21 protein-coding genes, 1 pseudogene and 1 other annotated feature are annotated in these 26,947 nt (G+C 29.2%); of the genes and pseudogenes, 18 read left to right on the forward strand and 4 right to left on the reverse strand.

From position 1 onward, the window contains the following. The first annotated feature begins 127 nt into the window (after positions 1-127). From CP523_RS08120 to CP523_RS08150, 7 genes are all read left to right on the forward strand, one after another. A complete protein-coding gene (locus CP523_RS08120) occupies positions 128-397 on the forward strand; it encodes an STAS-like domain-containing protein (protein ID WP_120140766.1) in 270 nt (89 codons plus the stop codon). A 218-nt stretch (positions 398-615) separates the two neighbouring features. After that, the gene (locus CP523_RS08125) at positions 616-1,140 is read left to right on the forward strand and encodes a peptidylprolyl isomerase (RefSeq protein WP_066675963.1); all 525 of its coding nucleotides are present in this window, start codon (positions 616-618) and stop codon (positions 1,138-1,140) included. A gap of 23 nt (positions 1,141-1,163) precedes the next feature. Then, complete coding sequence (locus CP523_RS08130; RefSeq protein WP_066675965.1) at positions 1,164-1,532, forward strand: DUF3783 domain-containing protein; 369 nt, start codon at positions 1,164-1,166, stop codon at positions 1,530-1,532. A 1-nt stretch (position 1,533) separates the two neighbouring features. Beyond that, on the forward strand, positions 1,534-2,214 hold the full coding sequence (locus CP523_RS08135) for a helix-turn-helix domain-containing protein (protein ID WP_066675971.1): 681 nt from the start codon (positions 1,534-1,536) through the stop codon (positions 2,212-2,214). A 108-nt stretch (positions 2,215-2,322) separates the two neighbouring features. Further along, positions 2,323-5,937, forward strand: coding sequence for a S8 family peptidase (locus CP523_RS08140; protein WP_227909544.1), 3,615 nt, complete (start codon positions 2,323-2,325; stop codon positions 5,935-5,937). Between the two features lie 31 nt (positions 5,938-5,968). Further along, complete coding sequence (locus CP523_RS08145; protein WP_120140767.1) at positions 5,969-7,771, forward strand: S8 family peptidase; 1,803 nt, start codon at positions 5,969-5,971, stop codon at positions 7,769-7,771. Positions 7,772-7,837: 66 nt separating this feature from the next. Beyond that, complete coding sequence (locus CP523_RS08150) at positions 7,838-9,172, forward strand: peptidoglycan-binding domain-containing protein (protein ID WP_120140768.1); 1,335 nt, start codon at positions 7,838-7,840, stop codon at positions 9,170-9,172. 84 nt (positions 9,173-9,256) lie between these two features. Here the strand turns inward: CP523_RS08150 and CP523_RS08155 are convergent, their stop codons facing one another. Continuing rightward, a complete protein-coding gene (locus CP523_RS08155; protein WP_066675975.1) occupies positions 9,257-10,321 on the reverse strand; it encodes a YkvI family membrane protein in 1,065 nt (354 codons plus the stop codon). 166 nt (positions 10,322-10,487) lie between these two features. Here CP523_RS08155 and CP523_RS08160 point away from each other — a divergent pair, with 166 nt between their 5' ends. The 6 genes from CP523_RS08160 to CP523_RS08185 all read left to right on the forward strand — a co-directional run bounded on the left by CP523_RS08160 (position 10,488) and on the right by CP523_RS08185 (position 16,112). Continuing rightward, a complete protein-coding gene (locus CP523_RS08160) occupies positions 10,488-11,570 on the forward strand; it encodes a hypothetical protein (protein ID WP_066675977.1) in 1,083 nt (360 codons plus the stop codon). 133 nt (positions 11,571-11,703) lie between these two features. Next, positions 11,704-12,627 carry a tRNA modification radical SAM protein MnmL/YtqA gene (gene mnmL / locus CP523_RS08165; RefSeq protein WP_066675985.1) on the forward strand — a complete coding sequence of 308 codons (924 nt, stop codon included), beginning with the start codon at positions 11,704-11,706 and terminating at the stop codon, positions 12,625-12,627. A 21-nt stretch (positions 12,628-12,648) separates the two neighbouring features. Continuing rightward, positions 12,649-13,371, forward strand: coding sequence for a 2-phosphosulfolactate phosphatase family protein (locus CP523_RS08170; RefSeq protein WP_120140769.1), 723 nt, complete (start codon positions 12,649-12,651; stop codon positions 13,369-13,371). A 134-nt stretch (positions 13,372-13,505) separates the two neighbouring features. Next, entirely contained in the window at positions 13,506-13,925 is a 420-nt protein-coding gene (locus tag CP523_RS08175; RefSeq protein WP_066674660.1) for a flavodoxin, read from the forward strand. A gap of 60 nt (positions 13,926-13,985) precedes the next feature. Next, on the forward strand, positions 13,986-14,624 hold the full coding sequence (locus tag CP523_RS08180) for a DUF3793 family protein (protein WP_066674672.1): 639 nt from the start codon (positions 13,986-13,988) through the stop codon (positions 14,622-14,624). 684 nt (positions 14,625-15,308) lie between these two features. Then, positions 15,309-16,112: a CAP domain-containing protein gene (locus CP523_RS08185; RefSeq protein WP_066674682.1), complete on the forward strand. Its 804-nt coding sequence runs from the start codon at positions 15,309-15,311 to the stop codon at positions 16,110-16,112. Positions 16,113-16,181: 69 nt separating this feature from the next. Here the strand turns inward: CP523_RS08185 and CP523_RS08190 are convergent, their stop codons facing one another. Next, positions 16,182-17,357, reverse strand: a complete 1,176-nt coding sequence (locus tag CP523_RS08190) for a class I SAM-dependent rRNA methyltransferase (protein ID WP_066674686.1) — start codon at positions 17,355-17,357, stop codon at positions 16,182-16,184. A 211-nt stretch (positions 17,358-17,568) separates the two neighbouring features. On the opposite strand from CP523_RS08190, the gene CP523_RS08195 reads away from it, so the two are divergent. After that, positions 17,569-17,859, forward strand: a complete 291-nt coding sequence (locus CP523_RS08195) for a hypothetical protein (RefSeq protein WP_083089397.1) — start codon at positions 17,569-17,571, stop codon at positions 17,857-17,859. An 87-nt stretch (positions 17,860-17,946) separates the two neighbouring features. On the opposite strand, the gene CP523_RS08200 is transcribed toward CP523_RS08195, so the two are convergent. Further along, positions 17,947-18,165, reverse strand: a complete 219-nt coding sequence (locus CP523_RS08200; protein WP_066674688.1) for a (2Fe-2S)-binding protein — start codon at positions 18,163-18,165, stop codon at positions 17,947-17,949. A gap of 339 nt (positions 18,166-18,504) precedes the next feature. Then, positions 18,505-18,751: a binding site (T-box leader), on the forward strand. A gap of 159 nt (positions 18,752-18,910) precedes the next feature. Between CP523_RS08200 and ileS the strand changes: the two genes are divergently transcribed. Further along, entirely contained in the window at positions 18,911-22,021 is a 3,111-nt protein-coding gene (ileS, locus tag CP523_RS08205; RefSeq protein ID WP_066674691.1) for an isoleucine--tRNA ligase, read from the forward strand. 245 nt (positions 22,022-22,266) lie between these two features. Next, the gene (locus tag CP523_RS08210) at positions 22,267-23,265 is read left to right on the forward strand and encodes a LacI family DNA-binding transcriptional regulator (RefSeq protein WP_066674693.1); all 999 of its coding nucleotides are present in this window, start codon (positions 22,267-22,269) and stop codon (positions 23,263-23,265) included. 331 nt (positions 23,266-23,596) lie between these two features. Here the strand turns inward: CP523_RS08210 and CP523_RS08215 are convergent. Beyond that, a pseudogene (locus tag CP523_RS08215) lies at positions 23,597-24,937 on the reverse strand (IS1182 family transposase); the annotation flags it as partial. Between the two features lie 213 nt (positions 24,938-25,150). On the opposite strand from CP523_RS08215, the gene CP523_RS08220 reads away from it, so the two are divergent. Further along, positions 25,151-25,567: a MarR family winged helix-turn-helix transcriptional regulator gene (locus CP523_RS08220; protein ID WP_066674695.1), complete on the forward strand. Its 417-nt coding sequence runs from the start codon at positions 25,151-25,153 to the stop codon at positions 25,565-25,567. A 17-nt stretch (positions 25,568-25,584) separates the two neighbouring features. Then, a complete protein-coding gene (locus tag CP523_RS08225) occupies positions 25,585-26,940 on the forward strand; it encodes an MATE family efflux transporter (protein ID WP_066674698.1) in 1,356 nt (451 codons plus the stop codon). Positions 26,941-26,947 lie beyond the last annotated feature (7 nt).

Below are 26,947 nucleotides of genomic sequence, written 5' to 3' on the forward strand. Positions count from 1 at the left end.
GTATTTACAATTTAACTTACCCTTTTTATTTGTTAAATTGTTGACAAAATACTACAAAATTGATATATTAATATCAAGGAGAGAATTTTCAGAAAATTGAAAAAATATTTTATATGGAGGGATATCTATGAATATAAAGGTTAGAGATATACTTGGTGAAAATATTTATATAGAAGATGCTATTTTATTAAGAGAAATCATAAGAAACAATATTAATGAAGGAATACTATTAGATTTTGATGGATTTGAAAGAGTTCCATCAACATTTTTAAATTGTTTATTAAGCGACTTAATTTATAAATTTGGAAGAGAGTTCATTTTTAAACAAATAGGAGTTAAAAATTTATCAAATTATAGTGATTATTCAAGAGTAGTTCTAGGAACTACATTTAATTAAGGATTAAATGGATAAAGTAAATGAAAAGATATCAAATGTATAGTAAAGTAAGCTATATATTTGATATCTTTTTATTTAAATAAAAATTAGAATCTAGTCACTTTATTTTAAATAAGATATAATTACCAATAGTTATATGATATTATAAAATTAATGTATTCATATTATTAAATATGATAATAATATTTAATATGTATAAATTGAAAGGAGATTTGACTATGAAGAATCCAGTAGTAACTATAAATATGGAAAATGGGGGAGTTATAAAAGCCGAATTATATCCAGAAATAGCTCCAAATACAGTTAGAAATTTTATTGACTTAATCAATAGAGGATTTTATGATGGGATAATATTTCATAGAGTAATTCCTGGTTTCATGATTCAAGGGGGATGCCCAGAGGGAACAGGAATGAGTGGTCCAGGATATAGTATAAAAGGTGAATTTACAAGAAATAGATTTAAAAATGATTTAAAACATACAAGAGGAGTATTGTCAATGGCAAGAACTATGATTCCAGATTCAGCAGGAAGTCAGTTCTTTATAATGACTCAAGATTCACCCCATTTAGATGGACAATATGCATCTTTTGGTAAGGTTTTAGAAGGTATGGAAACTGTTGATGAAATAGTTAATACTAAGAGAGATTATAATGATAAACCTTATGAAGATCAAAAAATAAAAACTATGACAGTTGACACATTTGGTGAAACTTATGATGCACCACAAATAATAGAGGATTAAATAAGTTTTTAGGAGTGAATGAAATGCTTGATAATAATAAGTGTATCTTAACTTATAGAATCCCTCAAAAGGAACTAAACACTTTACAAATAGAGGAGATAAAGATAATAGAAATTTCACCAGAAATAGTTGAAATGAAAATCATAGACATATTAGAGGGTTTTAGATTTCCTACTTTCAATCCGTATCCTATAAGGGAAAAGGTTATTCTATTTAATAATTTTTCAGATAGGGAATTAAAATCAACTATTAAGGATATAAGAAAGAACACTAAAGATGGATTATTAGCAGTTGTAACTCCAACATCAATAGAATGGAAGTTTAATGATTTAGTAAAACATTTAGTAGAAGAAAAAGAATGGTTTTTAAATCAACAGAAGGGAAGTTTGTAAAGTGAGTAGAGTCGGGGAGAAGATTAAAGAAGCAAGGCTTAAAAGCGGTATGACTCAAAAGGTATTGGCTAAAAAATTAGGCGTTGCTGAAAAGTATTTAAATGAAGTAGAGATGGGAAGAAAAGTTGCTCAAGAATCATTTATTAATAGAGCAGCTAAAATATTAAAAACTGATTTAAATGATATTAGTATGGTGGTGACAGATGAAGCATTAATGGAGGAAAGAAAAACTTTATCTAATACTCCTGTTAAACCGATAAAAAACAGAGTTGAACAAGATGAAGTTTGGACTAATGCATTTTCAACAGTTTTAAAGAATGTTCCTATATTTGATTATAGTTTAAACAATCCAAAGGGATTTAGAGAATTACCAATACATTCAAATAAAGTAGAAGGATATCATCAAGATAAGGTTATATATATAGAAGTACAAGATGATGAAATGACAGGCTTTAGAATGTTAAAAGGAGATTTAGTTTTTAGTCACCTTGTAAAAGAAATAACTAATAACGGTATTTTTCTAGTTAATTATAAAGGTCAAACTAAAATAAGACAAATAAAGAGCATAGGTAATTCCAAAGTATTACTTGTAAGTAATGGAGGTAGTTTATTAACAGAAACTATGGATATAAAAGAAATACAAGTAATAGCTAAATTGGAAAGAATAGAAATAACTTTATAGGTGTTTTTAAAAGAGCTGCTATTTTTAGTAGCTCTTTTTATTTATTTAAAAATTTTAATATCCAAAGAATTAAATGAACATATAATAATAATTAAACAATGTATTGGGGTGAGTATTATAGAGACAACAATTAATAATCCTAATGTAGGTGAAGGATTAGGAGCATTAAAAAATGTACCCAAAACAATATTAAATAAATTGGGTGTTACTGCGAATTCTGGATATTTAAATCAATCAGAAGTTGAAGTTATAATTATTTCAGGTGAAAGTGTGGATAATATTTCACGATTTGTGGAGAGTCTAGGAGGAAAATATGAAGCATTAGATTATGGATTTGCAATTGTGACTATACCTGTTGATAAGTTAACACAGTTGGCAGCTAACGAAAATATTCAATATATAGAACTCCCTAAAAGTTTATATACTACAGATGAGCAGAGTAATAGAGCAGCCTGTGTACAACGAGCTAGAACTAGCTTTAATATTCAAGGAGAGGGAGTTCTAATTGGTTTTATAGATTCAGGAATAGATTATACTCATAGGGCTTTTAGAAATGAGGATGGAACAACAAGAATAGAATATATTTATGATATAAGTGACGGTGGATTTATTTATAATAAGGCACAAATAAATGAGGCACTTAAATCAAATGATCCATTTTCAATAGTTAAATCTTATGATTTAACAGAACATGGAACTCACGTAGCTGGGATTGCTTGTGCAGGTGGAAATATAAATCCTGAATATTACGGGGTAGCTCCTAAGAGTTCAATAGCCATGGTTAAATGCACCAGGGGAGCTTATGCACTTAGTACAAATATAATGAGAGGATTAAAATTCTTAATAGATAAGGGCAAAGAATTAAGAATGCCCTTATCAGTAAATATAAGTTTAAGTACAAATGATGGAGCTCATAATGGAACAAGTTTATTAGAGCAATATATTTCTACAGTAGCAACACTAGAACGAATAACTATATCAATAGCGGCAGGAAATGAAGGAGAGGCTGCACATCATGTTGGAGGTAATCTTAAAGAGCAAAATAGAATATCTTTTAATGTGGCAAGTGATGAATCAATAGTAGTTATAAATTTATATAAACCTGTATTACCTAACTTAAAAATTAGAATAGTTAGTCCTACAGGAGCAACTAGTGGGGATATAGATATTAAAGAAGGTTTTTATGAAGGAAATATAGGTAGGGATAGATATCAAGTATTTGATACTGGACCAAAGCCTTTCGATATAATAGGAGAAACAGTAATAAGTTTAGTTACTAACGCTCAATATTTATCCTCTGGCCAATGGGATATTAATATGACTGTTACTAATAATTATGATGGAATATTCGATATGTGGTTACCTATATCAGAAGGATTGAATGAAAAAACTAAGTTCTTACAACCTACAGTTTTAAATACATTAGGAATTCCTGCCACTGTATCAAATATAATAGCGGTAGGAAGTTATAACTATAGAACTAACAATATATCGTCTTTCAGTGGGAGAGGAAAGCCGGTAGTATTTGCACCAATGCGGCCAGATTTAGTTGCTCCTGGTGAAGGAATAATGTCAACAGTACCTGATAACAGGTTTGATGTTAAGAGTGGAACATCAATGGCTACTCCTCATGTGGCAGGAATAGTAGCTTTACTTATGCAATGGGGGATAGTAAAAGGAAATGACCCTTATCTTTATGGAGAAAGGCTAAAATATCATCTAATAAATGCAGCAAAAAGAACAAGGATAGATGTAACATATCCAGATCCATCATGGGGGTATGGAGAAGTATGTGCTTATGACAGTATAGAATTAATTATAAATATATTAGGTTATATGGGATTAAGATCAGAGGAATCTCTGGATAAAAAAAATACTTATTTAGATAACGAATGGTGGAGAGATATAAAAAAAGATATTATAGAACAATTTGGAAATTCAAGTGAACAAGTAGGATTTATAGTGGAATATTATTCTAAACAAAAGTTTTTAGAAATAGGTAAACTACCAAATACTTTTGCTGTTATTTTAGATGGAAAGTTTGGAATAGTTTTTACTCCATTTAACAAGGTATTAGATGTAAAACCATATGTTAGAGAGATAATGCCAATAGAAATTCCTGCAATATATACATTAACAGAATTATCTCCAGTAGATGCCAGTGGAGCAAATTTATTTTATAATAATCCTTTAATAACTTTAAATGGAAAAGGTGTTGTTATTGGAATAATAGATACTGGTATAGATTACTTAAATGAAGAATTTATTAAAGAAGATGATACTACAAGAATATTAAGAATATGGGATCAAACTTTAAATGGAGATAAAGATGTTTATGCGGCTAAATTTGGTGTTGAATATACAGATTCTCAAATAAATGAAGCAATTAGAGTTAGTAAGGCTGGAGGGGATCCATATTCAATAGTTGTTAGCAAAGATGAAATAGGGCATGGAACTATGGTTGCAGGAGTGGCAGGAGGAAGAGGAAAAAATCCCCATTTAATAGGGGCAGCTCCAGATTGTGAATTTGCCATAGTTAAATTAAAGCCTGCTTCAAATGCATTTTTAAATTATGCAGGAGTAAAACCAGGAGTAGGAAGGTATACTACAGTAGATATTTTAATGGGATTAAGATATCTATCAAAATTATCAGCTGATATAAAAAAACCAATGATTATTTATATACCATTGGGAACTAATACAGGGGCACATGATGGGACTTCAGTAATAGAAACTTATATTGACGCTATTAGTAGACGACTTGGAGTAATATGTGTCGTTGGTACGGGTAATCAAGGAGATACAGACACTCATACTGAAGGGAAATTCGAAAAACCTGGACAAATAAAATCTTTGGAATTAAAAGTTGGGAAAACTCAAAAAAATATGAACTTTCAAATTTTTATAAGGCAACCAGATAGAATTTCTTTAGGGGTAGTATCTCCATCTGGTGAGGTAATAGATAGAATTCCAGCAAAATTAGGAAAAATAGAAAAGGCTAAATTTATTTATGAAGGAACTGATATAAAAATAACATATATTTACCCTGATTATTCTACTGGTGATGAGATAATTAATGTGGAACTTAGAAATTTAAAAGATGGTATATGGCAATTTAGATTATATGGAGATTATATTGTAGATGGTCAATATTGGAGTTGGATACCACAGAGAAATTTATTGGATCCAGAAACAAAATTTTTAAATCCAAGTCAGTACACTACATTAGCAATACCTGCTACATCTAGATCAGCATTAGTAGCATCTTTTTATAATCAAAACAATAATGCTACAGTAGGACAGGCTGGCAGGGGTTTTACAAGAGATGGTAGAGTAAAACCAGATATTGCAGCTGGTGGAATTAATGCATTAGTAACAGTTCCAGGAGGAGGTACTAAAATAGCTAGTGGTTCATCAATTGGATCTGCAGTATTAGCAGGATGTTGTGCTTTGCTTTTACAATGGGCAATAGTAGAGGGAAACGATCCATCAATATATGCTACTGAAGTAAGGACATATATAATAAGAGGAGCTAAAATGAGACCTGGAGATTTATATCCTAATGAACAATGGGGATATGGAATATTGAATATGAAGGGTATTTTTGATGCAATTAGAGGGAATTTAGTTGGGGGAATAGGTTCAACAAGGGGTATAGATAATAATGATAAGTATGAAGAATATAACATAGGTAAGTTATTTATTAGAATACCTAGAATTTAGTTATAATCTTAAGTATTATGGAGGGGATATTGTGGAATTTATCGATCAGGAAAAGAAGTTTAAAAATATAGTAAATAAAGTTAGCGTTTATGTTGAGTATTCAAATGCACAGACATTTGATCAGCTAAATAAATTAGATGATATAGTAGCTATTGATTTCAATAACGGATTTGGAATTGTATTTACACCAATAGAGAAAATAGCATTAATAGATTCATATATAAAAAATAGAGTTTATGAGGAGGCACCTGCTATATACACATTAACTGCAATATCCCCACAAGATGCAGCAGGTGCATTAGTATATCATAATAATCCGTATATACCATTAAGCGGAAAAGGAGTAATAGTTGGTATAGTAGACACTGGAATAGATTATTTAAACGAGGAATTTATTAGAGAAGATGATACCACTAAAATAATTAGAATTTGGGATCAGAGCATAGAAAGTGAAGAAGTAGTTTATGGTCTTATGTTTGGAACAGAATATACAGAAAAAGAGATTAATGAAGCCATAAGGGTTAAAAAAAGTGGAGGAGACCCATATTCAATAGTGCCAAGTAAGGATGAAATAGGACATGGAACAGCTATGGCAGGTATTGTAGGAGGCATAGGAAAAAATCAAGAGTTAAAAGGTATGGCTCCAGATTGTCAAATTGCAATAGTGAAAATGCAAGAAGCTACTAAGGCGCAATTAGAATTTTCAGGTGTTACAACAGAGGGGCGAGGAAGGTATGGAACAGGTACTGTATTAACAGCAGTAAGATATCTAGAAAGGTTAGCTAATGAAGTTGGTAAACCAGTAGTTATATTTATACCTGTAGGCACAACTGTAGGTGCTCATGATGGAACTTCTAATTTAGAGGTTTATATAGATGAGATAAGTAAAACTCTAGGAATTGTAGTTGTAGCAGATACCGGTAACCAAGGGGATGCAGATACTCATGTTGAAGGAAGAATAGAAAAAACTGGACAATCAATTCCTATAGAATTAAGAATAGGAGAAAATCAAAAAACTATAGATTTCAAAATTTGGTTTTCTATACCAGATAGGGTTTCTTTAGATGTTATCTCTCCTTCAGGAGAAAGATGGGGGGGAATTCCAGCTAAATTTAATCAAAAATACAGTGGAAAATTTATATATGAAGGAACATTTATGGATATAGAGTATTTTATTCCAGAGGAGCTAACAGGAGAGGAAGTTATAAGTATAAGAGCGAGGAATTTAAGTCCTGGATTATGGAAGTTTATATTGACAGGAGATTATATAGTTGATGGGAGATACTGGAGCTGGCTACCACAGGATAAACTTTTAGCTCCAGGTACAAAATTTTTAAGTCCAAGTCAATATACAACTCTTGCAATACCGGCAACAGCTAAATCGGTTATTGTAGCAGCAAATTATGACCAAAATAATAATGGTGTAATTTCACAATCTGGTAGAGGATTCACTAGAGATGGAAGAATAAAACCTGATATTGCAGGTGGAGGTCAAAATGCTATAGTTGCAAAACCGGGAGGTGGAACAGCAGTTATGTCAGGTGGAAGTGTAGCAGGAGCAGTATTAGCGGGAACATGTGTCATTATGCTACAGTGGGGTATAGTAGATAAAAATGATCCTAGAATGTATGCTAATAAGCTTAGGGGATATATTGTTAGAGGTGCTAAATTAAGAAGTGGTGACCAGTATCCAAACGAAAATTGGGGATATGGAATGCTTGATATACCTGGAATATTCTCGGCTATTAGAAGTACAAACTTACAAGCTAGAGGAAATCATTATGATGAATATGATGTAGGAAAATTATTTATTAGTAAACCATTTGATTTGTAATAATCACATTTATCACATATAAAGCATATTATTATTTAAGGATTAATAATAAAAAAGGAGCAATATATGGCTGAAAAAGGTCGTTTGAAAATACAATGTTTTAAAAGTAATACCTATATACCTGTAGATAATACAAAAATAATAATAACTCCATCAGAGGGAACAGGAATGGAAACTAATGAAATAGAGTTAACTACTAATTCTATGGGAGAAACTGAAGTAGTTGAGTTAGAAGCACCGCCTTTTGCGTATTCTCAAGAGCCAACTGGACAAATTCCATATAGTACGTATGATATAAGAGTTGAAAGAGAAGGATTTCAACCACTTTTAATAAATAGGTGTCAAGTTTTTCCTGAAGAAATAGCATTACAACCATGTAATTTATTAGAAGTTGGAACAAGAAGTCTAAGGGCGGATGTTATTAATATACAGCCTAATGTATTAAATGGAGATTTTCCAGCAAAGATTCCAGAAGAAGTAGATAAACCATTACCACCACCATCTAGTGGGGTTGTATTGCAGAAACCTGTTGTTCCAGAATTCATAACTGTACATGCAGGGGGCCCAAATAATGATGCTGCACCAAACTATAGGGTACTATATAAGGATTATATTAAGAATGTAGCATCATGTGAAATATATTCTACTTGGTCTGATAATACAATAAGAAGTAATGTTTATGCTATTATATCTTTTACTTTAAATAGAATTTACACAGAATGGTATAGAGGAAAAGGAAAGAATTTTGATATTACTAATTCTACAGCATATGATCATGCTTTTAATTATGGAAGAAATTTTTTTGAAAGTATAAGTGTTGTAGTTGATGATATTTTTGCAACGTATGTTAGAAGATTTGGTAGAAAACAGCCATTATTAACTCAATACTGTGATGGAAAGAATGTTTCATGTCCAGAATGGATGACACAATGGGGGAGTAAATATCTTGGAGATCAGGGAAAAACACCATATGAAATATTAACATATTTTTATGGTAATGATATAGAACTTGTAACAGCTGAACAAGTTAAGGGAAGTCCAAAATCTTATCCTGGATATGATTTAACTATTGGCTCAACAGGAGAAGAAGTTAAGACTGTTCAAGAATATTTAAATAGAATAGCACAAAACTATCCACTTATTCCTAAGAGTGCAGTAGATGGAGTTTATGGAATCAAAACACAGGAGGCTGTTAATGTATTTCAAGGGGTGTTTAATTTACCAAAAACAGGCATTGTAGATTATGCTACTTGGTATAAAATATCTGATGTATATGTTGGAGTAACTAGAATAGCTGAATTAAGAGGATCAATTCCAGCAAAAGAAAATATATTTATACCACCACGATCATTTGACAATTATTATGATGTAAGTGTTCCGAGATTTACGTATAGAGAATAAATTTTAGATTAAAAGTAAAATGGTTACCTAATAATTGAAGTAACCATTTTATTTTTAAATTTTACAATATTTTAAGTATTGTTTTTATAAATTAGTTAACTCCTTTTTATGTTTAAAATAAAAATAAATAGTTTGAACTATAAATATTAAACTAAGCATTCCAAAGAAAGGATAAAGTTTACCAATTAACTTAGAAAATCCTATCTGAGAAATAGGTAATGCTATTGCAATAACTAGAAAAATACCTTTTTTAAAATTTAATTTAAATACTTGTTCTAATGTTTTGCTAATTGAATAGACATCAGAAACTTCAGTTGAAAACATTTCAAGCCAGATAACTACTAATAGTAGAGCTTGAATAATACTACCGAATCTTTGAGCAACAAATAAAAGAGGAATCTCATATTCAAATATATAAGGTTGATTTATCATTAAAAGTAAATTTATTGCAAAGCTAAGGAAAGCTAGTCCTATAGCACCTAATGCTATACCATAAAACATAGTTTTAGGTTTTCGTGTTTGATTACTAATAGGAACTAAAACTCCTAGGCAACAAAGAACATTGTAACCAGCATATAAAATTGTTGATTTTGTTATTCCTGTTTTTTTAGGTTCAAATTGAGCTATGAAGTCTAGAGAAAGCATATCTCTACAGAATAAAAAGTATAGGACTGTTATAAGTGTAATTGTAGTAATTAAAGTTGGGACTATAAATGAATTTACTTCAATTAAACCATCAGTATCTCTAAGTAAGAAAAAAATAGCTATTACTATCATAATTAAAGAACCAATAATTTTAGGTAGTCCGAAAAATTGATGAATTAAAGCACCACTACCAGCTAATATTATAGATGCACTAGATATTAAATATAAAGTCGTAATTACTCCAGTAGCTTTTCCTAAAATATTAGGACTTATTACTCTTATAACATCGCTATAGGAATTAAGCCTAAATTTTATACTGATTTTAGATACTATAGTACCCATTGCTATATAAAAAATTCCGCAAACAATTATCCCTATAAAGCTTGCTACTCCATAAGATGTAAAAAATTCTGTTATTTCTTGGCCAGAGGCAAGTCCAGCACCTACAATTGTACCAATAAATACAACTGCAATCTGAAAAATTTTAGTTAATTCCTTTCTCATTTTATATCCCCCTATTTTATCTCTATTAACCAATATATAACTAGGTATATACTTTTATTCTCTAAATATGCATAAGGGAATAATTCTAAGGAAAAATAATTATTATATGTAAGAATTATTTTTTAATATGTATAAGGCCTAGAACTTTATTAGGAGGGGATTTTTGATGAAAAGGAAATGTAACATATCAAAATTATTGATAATATTTCTTATACCTACTATTTTTGTTGGATGTTTAGATAAAAATAATCAAAGTAACAAGGATATTAATATATTTAATTCTAAGGAAGCTTTAAATGTAGCAAAGAAATATTTAGATTTTGTAGTGGTAGGTGATTTAATAGGCGCAAATAGTTTATGCAAAGATGACTTACTAGAAGCAAATAAAAATATAAGTACAGGGACATCTAAAGTCATATCATATGCACAAGAGAATTTTATAGAAAGTGGTAATTCAGCTTATGGGATATTTAATGTAATTAGAAGCTCTGATTCTGAACCAAAATGTGATTTAGATAGCTTTTCAATAAAGGTTAATCAAATAGGAAAAGAGTATAAAATATCTGAAATAAAAGCTGTAAATAAAGGGCAAGTTTACGTTAAAAATAATAATTTAAGAATGATAGGAGAAGATGGTGGAAAGAGTGACTTAGTAGTAAAATTAACTGATATGCCAAAAGATATATATCCAAGAGAAAATAAAATTATGCTTTATAAGGAGCCATCTCCTAACAAGGCGTTTGGTATAGTAGCCTTAAGTTATAAAGGAGAGAAAATTGCTATTTCAACATTAGGCGAAGATAGTGTGTTTATATCAGTAGCTTATATAGAAAATAGTAAACAAACAGTAGGATCATCAGGCAGTAGTACATCTAATAATGCTGAAGCAGAACAAAGCTTAGAGGGATTACTTGAAAAGCCTATAGCTAAAAAAGTAGTGCCTTTGGATATTCTAAGAAATATAAGTGTAAATAATTTTATATTTACTCAAGAAGAGGAAGAATTAATAATCGAATTTACTAATGAATCATCAGTAAATAGAATAAAATTATATAAAACTGATGATGGAACACCTATAGATTTAGGATTAGATGATATATTTGATAATGCCAAATATAACATTAAAGTTATAGCATTAGATAAAAATAAAGTATTTATAAAAGTAGATAAAGCTAATAATAATGAAGATGATAGTCTTCTAGGAGAATATAAAATTGACATGGAAAAATTAAAGATAACAAAAATATAATATTTTAAAGTTATTAACATATTAAAATATTGTAGTAAAATATAAAGTACAGCTAAGAGAAGTTGTACTTTATATTTTTGTAGAAAAACAGTAAAAACTATTGGATTAAATTTATATAAATAAGGAGAACGAAATGAAAACTTGGAATGGAAAAAGATATCATAGTTTAAACTATTATCTTAGAAATAAATTTGGAGAAAAAGTATATAAAATTTCATTAGACGGTGGTTTTACTTGCCCAAATAGAGATGGTAGAGTAGGCAGAGGTGGATGTACTTTTTGTAGTGCAAGCGGATCAGGTGACTATGCTGGAAGTAGAGCTCTATCAATAAATAAGCAATTTGAAGATAGAAAAGAAATGATGGAGAAAAAGTGGAAGGATGGAAAATACATAGCGTATTTTCAAGCTTATACAAATACTTATGCTCCAGTAGATATATTAAGAAAGAAGTATGAAGAAGCATTAAAACAAAAGGGAGTGGTAGCTTTATCTATAGCTACAAGACCAGATTGTATAGATGATGAAATTGCAGACTTATTAGAGGAAATTAGTAAAAAAACATATTTGTGGGTAGAATTAGGTCTTCAAACTATAAATGATAATACAGCAAAAAATTTTAATAGAGGATATGACTTAAAGATATTTGATGAGAGTTTAAAAAAATTAAAGGATAGAAATATAGAAGTTGTAGTTCATACTATATTTGGACTTCCTGGAGAATCTAAGGAAGATATGTTAAAGACGGTGGATTATGTAGCTCACTCAGGAGTACAGGGTATAAAATTTCATCTTCTTCATTTAATGGAAGGAACTAAAATGGTTGAACAATATAAATCTGGTGAATTAAAGTTAATGGCACAGGAAGACTACATAGATACAATATGTAAAGCAGTTACTATAATACCAGAAGAGATGGTAGTTCATAGATTAACAGGAGATGCTCCAAGAGAATTATTAATAGGACCTATGTGGAGTTTAAAAAAGTGGGAAGTTCTTAATGCTATAGATAAAGCTTTAGAAGATAACGATTTATGGCAAGGAAAAAATTATAAATAGACTTACAATGGGGGGATTATAATGAAGGTAGATGTAATAATTTCTGCTGATTACATTAACGAAGATTATTTAGAGGGAAAAACAGTTGTTGTTATTGATATGCTTAGAGCTACTTCTGTAATAACTACTGCGTTGGCAAATGGAGCTAAAAAAGTTATTCCTTTATTAACTGTAGAGGAAGCTTTTGATATGAAAGAAAAGTTAAATGGTTTAGGTGAAGAGGTATTGTTAGGTGGTGAGAGAAGAGCTCTTAAAATAGAAGGCTTCGACTTTACTAATTCACCATTAGAGTACACTGAGAGTAAAGTTAAAGATAAAAATATTATAATAACTACAACAAATGGAACTAGAGCTATAGCATTAAGTTTAAATGCCGAAAGTATTTTAGTGGGTGCAATGATAAATGCAAAGGCTATAGTAAATAAAGTTAAAGAAATAAATAAAGATGTAGTTTTTATTAATGCAGGAACTAATGGAGAATTTTCTATGGATGATTTTATTTGTTCAGGATATATGATAAATATTTTAAGTGAAGAGAAAGAGCAAGATTTAACTGATATAGCTAGAACTGCTATGATAACATATAAATCAAATCCTAATATTATTAGTTATATCAAAGATGCTAGACATTATAATATTTTAAAAAATCTAAACTTACAAAATGATTTAGGGTATTGCTGTAAAAAAGATATTATAGAGGTAGTACCTAAATACGATAAAGATAAAAAATGTATAGTTATTTAATTTGGAAATTATAGGTCACTATTAATTTAGTGGCCTTTTTTATTTAAAAAAATCTTAGAAAGTATTGACAATAAGAAGAAATAGGTATATATTATTGTTAATGATAATCAATATCAATTAGAGAGGGTGGAGAAATGAAAATTATTTATTGGAGTGGAACAGGTAATACTGAAGAAATGGCTAATTTAATAGCTAAAGGAATAGAAAAAGGAGATAAGGTTGCTGAATTAATAAAAGTAGAAGATGCAACATTAAATACAATTAAAGATGAAGAATTAATAATTCTAGGTTGTTCAGCTATGGGAGATGAAGTTTTAGAGGAATATGAAATGGAGCCATTTATAGAATCAATAAGTCAAGAGATTAGTGGTAAAAAAGTTGCTTTATTTGGATCTTACGGATGGGGTGACGGAAAATGGATGAGAGACTGGGAAGAGAGAATGGCAGAGTATGGAGCTCAAGTTATTGAAGAGAGTCTTATAGTGAATAATTTTCCAGCAGATGATGATGCAGAAAAATGCGTAGAATTTGGAATAAAAATATCAAAAATATGAAAAAATAATGATAATGAATATTTGAAATTTTATTAAATCTAAAGTATAAGGAGAGTATATATGATGGAGGAAAAACAAAAGCAATTTTATAATGTATTAAATTCTATGCCTAATAAAGAATACATGGAACTTTATTTATTATATAGTTTAGCCCCAGTAATTGCTGGGTTTAAACCATCATCTACAATCAACTTTAAAAGTGATTATAGAGAGTTATACTCACAATGGAACTTATATGGAAAAGAGTTTATAGAAAAATTGGGGCTTAACTATATATCATTAAGAGATCAAGAAAATTATATTGTAGTTCTTATATATAAAAAGGAAACATTGAAAAATTATTTATTACAGGATAACAATATAGACTTTCTAAAAAGATTAGGTTATGACGAAAGTAAAGAATTAGAACAATGGTTAGAAACTTTAAAAGTAAGATATGATAGATATCATTGTCCACACGAAATAGGACTATTTTTAGGAATTCCAATAGAAGATGTTATAGATTTTATGGATTGTACTGATAAGAAATGTTTAATGTGTGGATATTGGAAAGTATATAATGATTGCTATAAAGCAAAGAAAATATTTAATGATTATGATAATAGTAAACAATATGTAGTTAACAGTATACTAGAAGGAAGATCCACACTTTCTCTAGTAAATGATATACAAACAAATTTTTTTAAATTCTCAATATAATATGTTTGACTAAAAAGCAGTTGTATCCCTAACAACTGCTTTTTTACTCTTTAGAAAATTATATAAATAATTAAACTATGATTTTGCAGCTGAGCTATTAGATAGTTTTAGAGAATAGTAAAAAGTTTATTTATTAAGTTAATTATTGATAATAAATTTCAATTATTTTTATAAATTGTATTGACAAATATGGTAAAAGAATGTATTATAATATCAGAGGTTGATAATCAATATCAATTAAAGAGTTGAAAATAAGTACATTACTTTAAATGTTTATCAATGAGTGCTCCACACATTCATGGTAAATTATAAACAAATTAAAATCCTTAAAATATAAAATTTATTTCACAAAAAGAGATGGATATATAATAATTATCCATCTTTTTTGTATTTTAATAAAAAATTATTTCAAGAAATATATTCCATAAAAGTAACATTAGACTAGAAAATAGTTTAAAGAAAATTAATAATATTAACATTAGCTAAAGGTAGTAGGGGGAAGAGCTAAGAAGCAACCATAAAAGTAAAATGTTATAGAAAAAATAATTAAAGCCTATTGGATAAATATTCAATTACCAGAAAAAAATTCACCAATTAACATTTAACCCATATTTTTTGAGGGTAAGGTTCATGTTAACCTATTGGTGAGCAGATGACCAAAATAAATCTGAGGAGGTAGAGATAATGATACATTATAAAATTATAAAATTACTAATCTCGTTAGGAATGGTTCCAGCATTATGTTTAGGAACTGCATATGGGACATCTAAGATAACAAATAAGGAAAAAGAGCCGCAAGCTGTGGAGGTAAAATCTCCAGAAGAATCTCATAAAGTTGAGGAGAACAAAAAAGTTGGACAAGTTAATAATGATAGTAATGCCAAAACTGAAAAAGTTGAAATAGCTCAAAGTAATGAAAAGCAAACTGAGGAGGCAAAACAAAACTCAAATACAACAAATGAGTCTAATGGTTCTGTAGCTAACCCTAGTAAGGAGACAGGTGTAAATGAAAGCTCTAATACAGAACAACAACCTGAATCCCAGGAAGCTAAAAAAGAAACACCTAGTGCAAATCAAGATGATAGTTACATATCAGAAATAGAGCAATTAATTTTTCAACAAGTAAATCAACAAAGACAGGCAGCGGGATTACAACCATTAAGTTATAATAGCACAATGGAACACTATGCAAGAGTGAAGTCTAAAGATATGGGAGTTAGAAGATACTTTGATCATACAAATCCAGAAGGTCAATTAATAACTGCTCAGATGAAAGCTGATGGAGTATCTTATAATGCATGGGGAGAAAATATAGCATATATTGGTGGAGTGTCAGGAAATAGCAATTTAGCTAATCAATTTATGACAAACTGGATGAACTCTCCAGGACATAGAGCAAATATTTTATCTAGTAATTTTACTAGCATAGGTGTTGGTGTATATAAGATAGGAAATAAATATTATGCAACTCAAGAATTTTATAGATAGAAAATAAACGATTTATTTTGGCAAATAAAAACAGAGTCTCTTAATTGACTCTGTTTTTTTGTATTGAGATTAGATTACTTGGAATATAAAGAATTTTAAATAATAGGATTCGTCAGAATTCCATAAGATAGGATGATCTGATGATTGAGTTCTACATTCAATTTGTCTTAAAGTTTTTCTAGCATCATGTGCTGCTTCAAGTACAGTTTTCTTAAGCTGTTCTTCACTCATGTAATGAGAGCAAGAGCATGTAGCAAAATAGCCTCCTGACTTAACCATTCTTAATCCTCTAAGATTAATTTCCTTATAGCCTCTTATTGCGGCTTTAATAGTATTTCTTGATTTTGTAAAAGCGGGAGGGTCTAATATCACTACATCAAATTGTTTTCCATCTCTAGACCAATCACCAAGAATATCAAATGCGTTATGACATTCAAATTTTGCAATATCTTGAAGACCATTAAGTTGTGCATTTCTTGTTGCACAGTCAACTGCATGTTGTGAAACATCAATTCCTAGTACTGAATTTGCACCTGCAATAGCAGCATTAAGGGCAAAAGAGCCTGTGTGTGTAAAACAGTCTAATACATCTTTACCTTTACAAATTTTATGTATTGCTTCCCTATTTTCCTTTTGGTCTAAAAAGAATCCAGTTTTTTGACCATTTTCTAAATCAACTATGTATTTAACTCCATTTTCAACTATTTGAATATTTGTATCAAATGATTCTGTTAAGAATCCTTTAGTTTGTTCTAAACCTTCTATTTCTCTAGTCTTTATGTCACTTCTTTCATAAACACCTTTAGCACCGTATTGCTCTACTAAGATTTTTACTATTAGATCTCTGTATTTATCCATTCCTAAAGTTGATATTTGAATTACGTAATAATCTTCAAATTTATCAACAGTAAGACCAGGTAAAAAATCAGCTTCTCCAAATATAAATCGACAAGAAGAAGTATCAATTACAGTTTTTCTATAATCCCAGGCCATAGCGAATCTTTTTATAAAAAAAGTTTCGTCGATTTCTTCATTTATATCTCTAGTCATTATTCTTATGGTAATCTTACTTCTATCATTAATGTACCCTTTACCTATAAAATAATTTTTATGATTATAAACCTCAACTATATCTCCGTTTTCATAATCACCATCATATTCATTTATTTCATCTATGTATATCCATGGACGACCTTGTTCTGCTCTTTTATTTTTACCTTTATGTAGGTAGAATTTACATGCCATATACTTGATTTCTCCTTCCAAAATAATTCTTATAAGATTATAACACAAGAAATAAAAAAGATATTAAAACTTTGATTATTATTAATTATTTACTTTTTATTATAATTTTATTTAGTTATTCAAACCTAACAAATAACTTAAAGTTAATTCTAGTAGTAGTAGAAATGAAATATATTTTATAGTAATAAATAATTTATTAGGGGATAGTAAATTGATATTTAAAGCTATAACAGTGCCAACTCCAAAGAGGATAAAGCGTTATTTTAGAAAGTATGCAACTAAGGAAAGGTTATTAATTTATTCTATCGTTGGAACGGGGATAGGTATTATTGGATTAAACGATATTCTTGCAAAAAAGCTGGTTATAGGAGTTCTTATATATTATGGAGTAGCTTATGAAGTAATAGAAAGGTCAGATGTTATACTTAGTGATCCTATATTTATAGAGGCTATAATTAAAAATCAATATATAGGGTATGGAATGCCAATAAAAATATTTTAAAAAATAAAAACCACCTGTTTCCATGTCAGGTGGTTTTTGGGGAGATATAATTTTCCTGTATAACCAATACAATTTGGGGGAATTGTATTAGTGGTTTTCTAGATGCGTCTTAATCAATTTTTCGATTGTAGGGGTACATCTGTAGCCTCTGCATCCACCAGTACAAGCTCCAGTTGCCTTAGAGACTTCTTCTACAGTGTGTGCACCGGCATTGATTGCATCTTTTATTTTGGATCTTGGTATTGCCTTGCAAGTACAAACTTTTGTAATCTTATCAAGGACTTGTTCGTTTAATTTATTTTCCATTAAGTATTCCTCCTAATAAACTACAAAGTTACTGAATTAAACAGTAAGCATTGAAAGAGTAATATCTAAGAAGTATGTAATCTTAGAAAAGAACTACGGAAAATAAAGGGGATAAAAAAATAAATTGACGTTTATTTTCTATACTTGTATTATATAGTTGAGAAAAATGAAAGTCAATACTATTTAATAAAAATTATCTATTAGTTAAATTTGTCTAATAAATTATGTTTTCATTATATATATTTACACAAATTTTTTTATTTATTCAATAATATTATCTTTTATATTATAATTGTTTGTAGTAAAATAAATATAACATTATAATATAATATAATATAATAAAAGACTATGATTAGGAAAAGTACTTATTTTTATTCTTTAAGAGAGTGACTGGTTGGTGTGAAGTCATAGAAAAACTTAAGGAAAATCACCTAGGAGTCGAAAGCTGAAAAGTTTATTCTGATTAAGCTTATTCCGTTAGCCTGCGTTAAAGGATAAAGTATGTTAGTACTTGAAATAAAGGTTCTTATTTATATAAGAGCTTGTAAACCTTAGGTGGTATAGCGAATTCAACTTCGTCCTATTAGGACGAAGTTTTTTTTATAACAAATTGAATAATTAATATTGAATTGTGAATAATTAAGGAATACACTTAAGTATTTCTGTAAAGATCCCCTTGGAGTTTTATAAGTTTATTTATTATTCATAATTAATTATTAACTACAATAAGAAGGGAGAATTGTATATGTACAAAAAGGTTGAATTGCCAAAAGGTTTTGTAGGCATGGAAAAAAATGTTGCAGAACTTTGGAAAGAGAACAACGTAATAAAGAAGAATTTTGATATGAATCAAGATGGTGAATATTTTACTTTCTATGATGGACCTCCAACAGCTAATGGGAGACCACACGTAGGTCATATCTTAACAAGAGTTATGAAGGATATAATCCCAAGATATAAAGTTATGAAGGGATATAAAGTTATAAGAAAAGCAGGTTGGGATACACACGGACTTCCTGTAGAACTTGAAATAGAAAAGAAACTTGGAATTTCAGGTAAACCACAAATTGAAGAATATGGAGTAGAAAAGTTCGTTAAAGAATGTAAAGAAAGTGTATTCACCTATGTAAATATGTGGGAAAAAATGACTGAACAAATAGGATATTGGGTAGATATGGATGATCCATATGTAACATATCATAATCCATACATAGAATCAGTATGGTGGGCATTAAAACAAATGTGGGATAAAGATCTTTTATACAAAGGTCATAAGACTATGCCATATTGCCCTAGATGTGGAACAGGTCTTTCTTCACACGAAGTTTCACAAGGATATAAAGATGTTAAGGATTTAACTGCTATTGCTAAATTTAAAGTTAAGGGAGAAGAAAATAAGTATATACTTGCTTGGACAACAACTCCTTGGACATTACCTTCAAATGTAGCATTATGTATAAATAAAAAGTATGATTATATAGAAGCTAAAGTAGAAGATGAAATATATGTTTTAGCAAAAGAGTTAGCACCAAAGGTATTAGGTGAAGATTATGAAGTGATTAGAGAGTTTAAGGGAGAAGAACTTTTAGGAACTGAATATGAACAACTACTTCCATTCCATACTCCAGAGGGAAAGGCATTTGTTGTAATTCACGGAGATTTCGTAACTTTATCAGATGGTACAGGTATAGTTCATATAGCCCCTGCATATGGTGAAGACGATAATTTAGTAGCTAAGAAAAATGGTTTAGCATTTATTAACCTAGTTGATTTAGCTGGTAATTTTACAGAAGAAGTTACTCCTTGGGCAGGTAAGTTCGTTAAAAAGTGTGATGAAAGCATTGTTAACTACTTAAAAGAACAAAACAAGCTATTTAAATCAGAAAAGCATACACATTCATATCCACACTGTTGGAGATGTAATACACCACTTCTTTATTACCCTAAAGAAAGCTGGTTTGTTGCAATGACTACCTTAAGGGATAAGTTACTAGAAAACAACAACAAGATTAATTGGTATCCAGATAATATAAGAACAGGTAGATTTGGTAACTTCCTAGAAAATGTTATTGACTGGGGTATATCAAGAGATAGATATTGGGGTACACCACTTCCAATATGGGAATGTGAATGTGGTCATAGAGAATGTATAGGAAGCATTGAAGAATTAAAGACTAAGGGAATCAATGTTCCAGATGATATAGAGCTACACAAACCTTATATAGATAATGTTCATTTAAAATGTGAAAAATGTGGAAAGGAAATGACTAGAACAGCAGAAGTTATAGACTGTTGGTTTGATTCAGGATCAATGCCATTTGCTCAATTACATTATCCATTTGAAAATAAAGAGTTATTTGATAAGAACTTCCCAGCTCAATTTATATCAGAAGCAGTAGATCAAACTAGAGGATGGTTCTATACATTATTAGCTATTTCAACAGCTATATTTGATAGAAATCCATTTGAAAATTGTATAGTATTAGGTCACGTTCTTGATAAGAAGGGCTTAAAAATGTCAAAATCAAAAGGAAATGTAGTAGATCCATTTGAGGTATTAGATGCACAAGGAGCTGATGCTACAAGATGGCATTTCTATACTGCAAGTGCACCATGGCTTCCTACTAGATTCTCTATAGATGATGTTGCAGAAGCTCAAAGAAAATTCTTAAGTACATTATGGAATGTTTATTCATTCTATGTTTTATATGCTGATTTAGACAAATTTAACCCATTACAATATTCAGACTTTGAATCAGAAAATGTAATGGATAAATGGATAATGTCAAAACTAAATACATTAATTAAAGATGTTGACTCAAACTTAAATTCATATCAAATAACTCAAGCAGCTCTTGCGTTAGAAGATTTTACAGATGAGTTATCAAACTGGTATGTAAGAAGAAACAGAGCTAGATACTGGGCAGAAGAGTTAACAGACGATAAGATAGGCGCTTATGTAACTCTATATAGAGTATTAACTACTTTAGCTAAAGTTGCAGCTCCATTTGTACCATTTATAACTGAAGAAATATATCAAAATTTAGTAGTTAATTTAGATCCAAAGGCTGAAGAGAGTGTTCATTTATGTACATGGCCAATGGTTAACGAAAAAGCTATAGATAAGAAGTTAGAAGAAGAAATGGATTTAGCTTATACAATAGTTAAATTAGGAAGAAGTGCTAGAAATGGTGCTAATATAAAAAATAGACAGCCACTTTCAAAGATATTATTATCAACAGATTTACTTCCAGAGTATTATTCACATATAATAACTGAGGAGCTTAACATAAAAGAAGCTTTATTTGGAGCAGATTTATCACAATATGTTAATTTTGAAATTAAGCCTAATTTACCTGTATTGGGAAGAGCTTATGGTAAGTTAATACCAGGAATAAGAAAAGAAATTGCTGCAAGAAATCAAATGGAATTAGCTCAAAAACTTCAAAATGGAGGAACTGAAACAATAAATGTTGATGGAACAGAAATAGTTTTAGATAAACAAAGCGTTTTAGTTACAATGCAAGGTTTAGAAGGATATGCTTTTGCAGGAGAAGGATCAATTGGAGTGGTTCTTGATACAACTATAACACCAGAATTAAAAGAGTTAGGTCATTTAAGAGAAATAATTTCAAAAATCCAAAATATGAGAAAAGAAAAAGGATTTGAAGTTGCAGATAAAATAAATCTTTATGTTTCAGGAAATGATATGTTAATAGATGTTATTAAAAAATATTCTGAAAATATTAAAAGAGAAACTTTAACTCAAGAGATTATTTGTAATGGAGAATATGACTATATTGAAACAATAATAAATGGTGAAAAGTTAAATATGACAGTTGAAGTTATAAAATAATTATTAAACTTACTGTTTATTATAATAATATATTTAATTAGTTATTCAAAGAGGCTAGATATTTTTACAAAAAAATACTAGTCTCTTTAACTTTAGTAAATTATATAGGTATATAATTTACTAAAATAGGATAAAATGTAGAAAAAGCAGATATGATGCCTTGTATTTTTTAGTAAATAAAGGTATAATATATATTTAGGATAGATAAGATGAATTAATACTATTAAAAATGGAGTGATGTTTTAATGGCTACTTCTATTAAAGATGTTGCAAGAGAAGCGGGTGTTTCAATTGCTACTGTCTCTAGAGTATTAAACGATATCGATGTTGTAAATGAAGACACAAAGAAAAAGGTATTGGATGCTATAAAAAAATTAGGATATAGACCTAATATTGTAGCGAGAAGTTTAAAAACTCAGAGAACAAAGACAATAGGAATATTGGTTCCTGATATCTCAAGTGGGTTTTATCCAGAGATAGTTAGAGGAGCAGAAGATGTTGCAAATATTTATGATTATAATGTAATATTATGTAACTCAGATTTTGACTCAGAAAAAGAAAAAGAGTATTTAAGAGTACTTAAAGAAAAAATGGTAGATGGTGTTATCTATATGAGTTCATCATTACATGACGAAATACTTGATATAATAAATGAATTAGATTTAAAGACAGTATTAGTTGAGACTAAAGATAAAGATGGAACTTTACCAAGTGTAACCATAGATAATATAAAGGCTACTTATGAATCTACTAATTATTTATTTAATAAAGGTCTTAAGAATATTGCTTTTGTAGGCGCTAGAAAAGATTCTATGAATGCATGGGGAGATAGATACATAGGGTATGAAAATGCTCTTAATGATAAAGGTCTTAAGATTGATGAAGAATTAGTATTTACAGAAACTCTTAAAGTTACAACTGGATATGATGCTATAGAATCCTTTGAATCCTTAAATAAGGAGTATGACGCTGTAGTATGTGCATCAGATGAAATTGCTATGGGAGTTATTAATGGATTAAGAGATCATGGAAAAAAAGTCCCAGAAGATGTTAGTGTTATAGGATTTAACGACAATGCAGTTGCTTCAGTATTTTATCCAAAGATAACGACTATAAATCAACCTAGCTATGATATGGGATCAGTAGCTATGAGAATGCTTATAAAGTTGTTAGCTAAAAAAGAAGTTGAAGAAGCTCAATATGTTCTAGATTATAATTTAGTTGAGAGAGAAAGCTGTAAATAGTAAAAGCGGAACTTAAAGGTTCTGCTTTTTTATTTTGGATATATATTGTAATTATAATAAAATTATAGTAAAATTAAGATGGGTAAAATAAAACGTTTTCAAAATTCGGCTAGGTATATAATTTTAAGGGGAATATTGAAATATTTAATGTGTAGATATTTTAATAAAAAGAGAAATAAAATGGGGAAAAAACAATCTTTTAATTAAGATTGTTTCAGTTTGTTGAAAAACCTCTGTTAAAAAACAGAGGGTTTTTCTATTATTAATTATGAATAAAACTTATATTTAAAATATCATCCAAAATAATACGAATAAAATCTAAAAGTAGCAAAGATAGTCTTGTTGCTATCTTTTTCATATTCTGCACTGCTGCAGTTAGTAGGCATTGCTCGGATACTTTTTCGCGTCCGCGGAAGCGAGCATAGCGAAGCCCATGCAAATTTTTTGAATCTGCGAAGCTTCGCTCAACTGTTTCTTTTCTTCTATTGTAAATTCCCTTTCCTTTTTCAGTTTTAAGAAAGTTCTTATTATCATCTTTATGATTTTCCCAAACATGTCGTCTAATTGTTTTATATTTAGCTTTTTATCCAAGACACTTATCTTTATGAGGGCAATACATACAAATTTCTTCAAAACATCTATATTCTCTATAGCCTTCTCGAGTCGTAGTTTTATATATTAACGCAACATTATTGGGGCAAATATAGATATCTTTATCATAGTCATAAATATATTTATTCTTAGTATACATTCCTTTTTTATGAGGAGAACGTCTATATGCAACTACTGGTGTTATATCTCTATCTACAATCCCCTTGAAAATAGGATTACTTGAATATCCTGCATCTAAACCAAGATATTTTGGCTTTATACTAAATACTTCTTTAATTCTATCTATTCTATTTAGTATTGGCTCGCTATCGCTGACATTACCAGGGGTAACATGTACATCCATAATAATATTATTTTTACTATCTACAGTTCTATGATCTAAATAAAAGAATCCTTCTGGTTTATTATCTCTCATCATATATCCACTATCAGGATCTGTAGTACTTTTCTTAATTTGCTTTGTTTCTTCTTTTTCTTTTCTTGGTTTTAAAGGTTTTTTATTATGATTTTCTCTATCTAAATTCACATCAATATCTAGTTGTTCTATATACTCTTTAGGTGTTACTTGTACTTCAATTTTTTCAAACTTACGCTTATTAGCATTAGCTTTTATATGTGTTGAATCAGAGTAAAGAATCTTACCACCAACTAATCCTTTTTCCATAGCTTGAAGAACTATATTATCAAATATTTTTTGTGGAATATCAGTACCTTTAAATCTTCTAATTCTATTTTGACTTATTGTAGATGAATCTGGAATTTTTTCAGTAATTGAATAACCTAAAAACCATCTATATGCTAAGTTTACTTCTATGTCTTTAACTAGTTGCCTTTCGGAGCGGATGCCATAAAGATATCCTATAAATAACATTTTAAATAGTACTACTGGATCAACAGCTGGTCGACCATTTGTATGGCAATACAAATCATTAGTTAACTCTCTAATAAATGAAAAATCTATGTATTTATCAATTTTTCTTAATAAATGGTCTTTCGGAACTAATTGTTCTAGCATAACCACTTCCATTTCATTTTGCGCTTGTCTTCTTTCGTTTATCATCACCAAAACCTCTATGTAATAAATTAATATATTTTAAATTATATTACATATTTGTATAAAATTAAAGACTGCTGACACTTTGTCAGCAGTCTGAAACAATCTTTTAATTAAGATTGTTTTTTTATTATAAAATTTAGTTGCTATCGCAACTAAATTGTGGTAGAATTTTAATTCGAAAATAGTTGTGATAGCAACTAATTTGGGAGGATTTATATGGAATGTAAAAATGAAGCTATAGGAAAGTATATTTCGGAGATATATAGGAATAGTTGTAGATTTTTTTCTAAGGAGTTTTTAAAACTTAATTTAGGTGTGGGACAATATATTTTCTTAATACAACTTTATAAAAGGGATGGGATAAATCAGGAAGAGCTATCAGAGTTATTAAAAATAGATAAAGCAAATACTGCAAGAGCTATAAAAAGACTTGAAGAAGAGGGTTATGTTATAAGAATAAGGTGCAAAGAAGATAAGAGAGCATATAATGTATTTCTTACTGATAAAGCATTAGATATAAAAGAAGAATTTTTTGGAATACTACAATCATGGGAAAATAATATAACACAACCATTAACGGAGGAAGAGATTATTATAGTCAAAAAAATATTAAAGAAAATAACAGTAAATTAAAAATAAGGAGGGCAAATATGAATAAACAAAAGAGGTTGGGAGAAGAGAGCATACCAAAACTTTTAATTTCATTTTCAGTTCCAGCTATAATAGGAATGTTAGTAAATACTTTTTATAATATAGTTGATAGAATGTTTATTGGTCATATTCCTGATATTGGTCAATTAGCACTTACAGGTGTTGGTGTAACAATGCCTATAGTCAGCATTATATTAGGCTTTGGTTTATTACTTGGAGTTGGAACTTCTGCAAGAGTTTCCTTAAATTTAGGTTTAGGCAATAAAGAAGATGCGGAAAAGTTAATAGGGAACTCGCTAACATTATCAATAATACTAAGTGTGCTTATCACATTTATAGGATTAACATTTTCAACTAAACTTTTAAGGAGTTTTGCTGCAAGTGATAGTACAATAATTTATGCAAAAGATTATATAAATATAATTTATTTTGGAACAATATTTAATTTGATGGCATTTAGTTTAAATCATTCTATAAGAAGTGATGGAAATCCTAGAATAGCAATGTTTTCTATGTTAATTGGTGCTATAACTAATATAGTATTGGATCCAATATTTATTTTTGTATTAAATCTTGGAGTAAAAGGTGCAGCTATAGCAACAGTAATATCTCAATTAGTAAGTTGTATATGGGTTATAAGTTATTTTACAAAAGGAAAGAGTTATATAAAGTTAAGAAAAGAAAATTTAAAGTTAGAAAAAAGAATAGTAATGGCAATAGTTACGATAGGTATGTCTCCATTTGCAATGCAAATAGCACAAAGTTTAGTTCAGGTAATTGCAAATAATTCATTAAAAATGTATGGTGGAGATTTAGCTATAGGGGCCATGGCTATAATAGCAAGTATAACAATGATATTTTCTATGCCAATAATAGGATTAAATCAAGGTGCTCAGCCTATAATAGGATATAATTATGGTGCTAAAAAATACCATAGAGTTAAGGAAACAGTTACTTATGGAACTATAATAGCAACAATTATTATGATAATAGGATTTATATTAGTGCAATTATTTCCACATATTTTGATAAGGATGTTTAATAAGGATCCTAATCTAGTTGATATAGCTACAAATGGATTAAGAATATTCCTTTGTATGATTCCTTTTATAGGATTCCAAATTGTAAGTTCAAGCTATTTCCAAGCAGTTGGAAAAGCTAAAATATCAATGTTTTTGAGTTTGCTAAGACAAGTTATTCTTTTAATACCATTTATGATAATATTACCTAAATTTATTACACCATCTTTAAATGGGATATGGATAGCTGGAGCTGCATCCGATCTATTATCAGCAATAATAACTGGAATATTATTTTATAATTCAGTAAGAAAATTAAAAGAAGTTCAAAATTAAAGTATAA

This window comes from Clostridium septicum (genome assembly GCF_003606265.1).
Taxonomy (GTDB): domain Bacteria; phylum Bacillota; class Clostridia; order Clostridiales; family Clostridiaceae; genus Clostridium; species Clostridium septicum.

Excerpts from the sequence above, each read along its gene's own strand:
- CP523_RS08120 (WP_120140766.1), top strand. The coding sequence starts at position 128 with ATGAATATAAAGGTTAGAGATATACTTGGTGAAAATATTTATATAGAA.
- CP523_RS08125 (WP_066675963.1), top strand. The coding sequence starts at position 616 with ATGAAGAATCCAGTAGTAACTATAAATATGGAAAATGGGGGAGTTATA.
- CP523_RS08130 (WP_066675965.1), top strand. The coding sequence starts at position 1,164 with ATGCTTGATAATAATAAGTGTATCTTAACTTATAGAATCCCTCAAAAG.
- CP523_RS08150 (WP_120140768.1), top strand. The coding sequence starts at position 7,838 with ATGGCTGAAAAAGGTCGTTTGAAAATACAATGTTTTAAAAGTAATACC.
- CP523_RS08155 (WP_066675975.1), bottom strand. The coding sequence starts at position 10,321 with ATGAGAAAGGAATTAACTAAAATTTTTCAGATTGCAGTTGTATTTATT.
- CP523_RS08160 (WP_066675977.1), top strand. The coding sequence starts at position 10,488 with ATGAAAAGGAAATGTAACATATCAAAATTATTGATAATATTTCTTATA.
- mnmL (WP_066675985.1), top strand. The coding sequence starts at position 11,704 with ATGAAAACTTGGAATGGAAAAAGATATCATAGTTTAAACTATTATCTT.
- CP523_RS08170 (WP_120140769.1), top strand. The coding sequence starts at position 12,649 with ATGAAGGTAGATGTAATAATTTCTGCTGATTACATTAACGAAGATTAT.
- CP523_RS08175 (WP_066674660.1), top strand. The coding sequence starts at position 13,506 with ATGAAAATTATTTATTGGAGTGGAACAGGTAATACTGAAGAAATGGCT.
- CP523_RS08180 (WP_066674672.1), top strand. The coding sequence starts at position 13,986 with ATGATGGAGGAAAAACAAAAGCAATTTTATAATGTATTAAATTCTATG.
- CP523_RS08185 (WP_066674682.1), top strand. The coding sequence starts at position 15,309 with ATGATACATTATAAAATTATAAAATTACTAATCTCGTTAGGAATGGTT.
- CP523_RS08190 (WP_066674686.1), bottom strand. The coding sequence starts at position 17,357 with ATGGCATGTAAATTCTACCTACATAAAGGTAAAAATAAAAGAGCAGAA.
- CP523_RS08200 (WP_066674688.1), bottom strand. The coding sequence starts at position 18,165 with ATGGAAAATAAATTAAACGAACAAGTCCTTGATAAGATTACAAAAGTT.
- ileS (WP_066674691.1), top strand. The coding sequence starts at position 18,911 with ATGTACAAAAAGGTTGAATTGCCAAAAGGTTTTGTAGGCATGGAAAAA.
- CP523_RS08210 (WP_066674693.1), top strand. The coding sequence starts at position 22,267 with ATGGCTACTTCTATTAAAGATGTTGCAAGAGAAGCGGGTGTTTCAATT.
- CP523_RS08220 (WP_066674695.1), top strand. The coding sequence starts at position 25,151 with ATGGAATGTAAAAATGAAGCTATAGGAAAGTATATTTCGGAGATATAT.
- CP523_RS08225 (WP_066674698.1), top strand. The coding sequence starts at position 25,585 with ATGAATAAACAAAAGAGGTTGGGAGAAGAGAGCATACCAAAACTTTTA.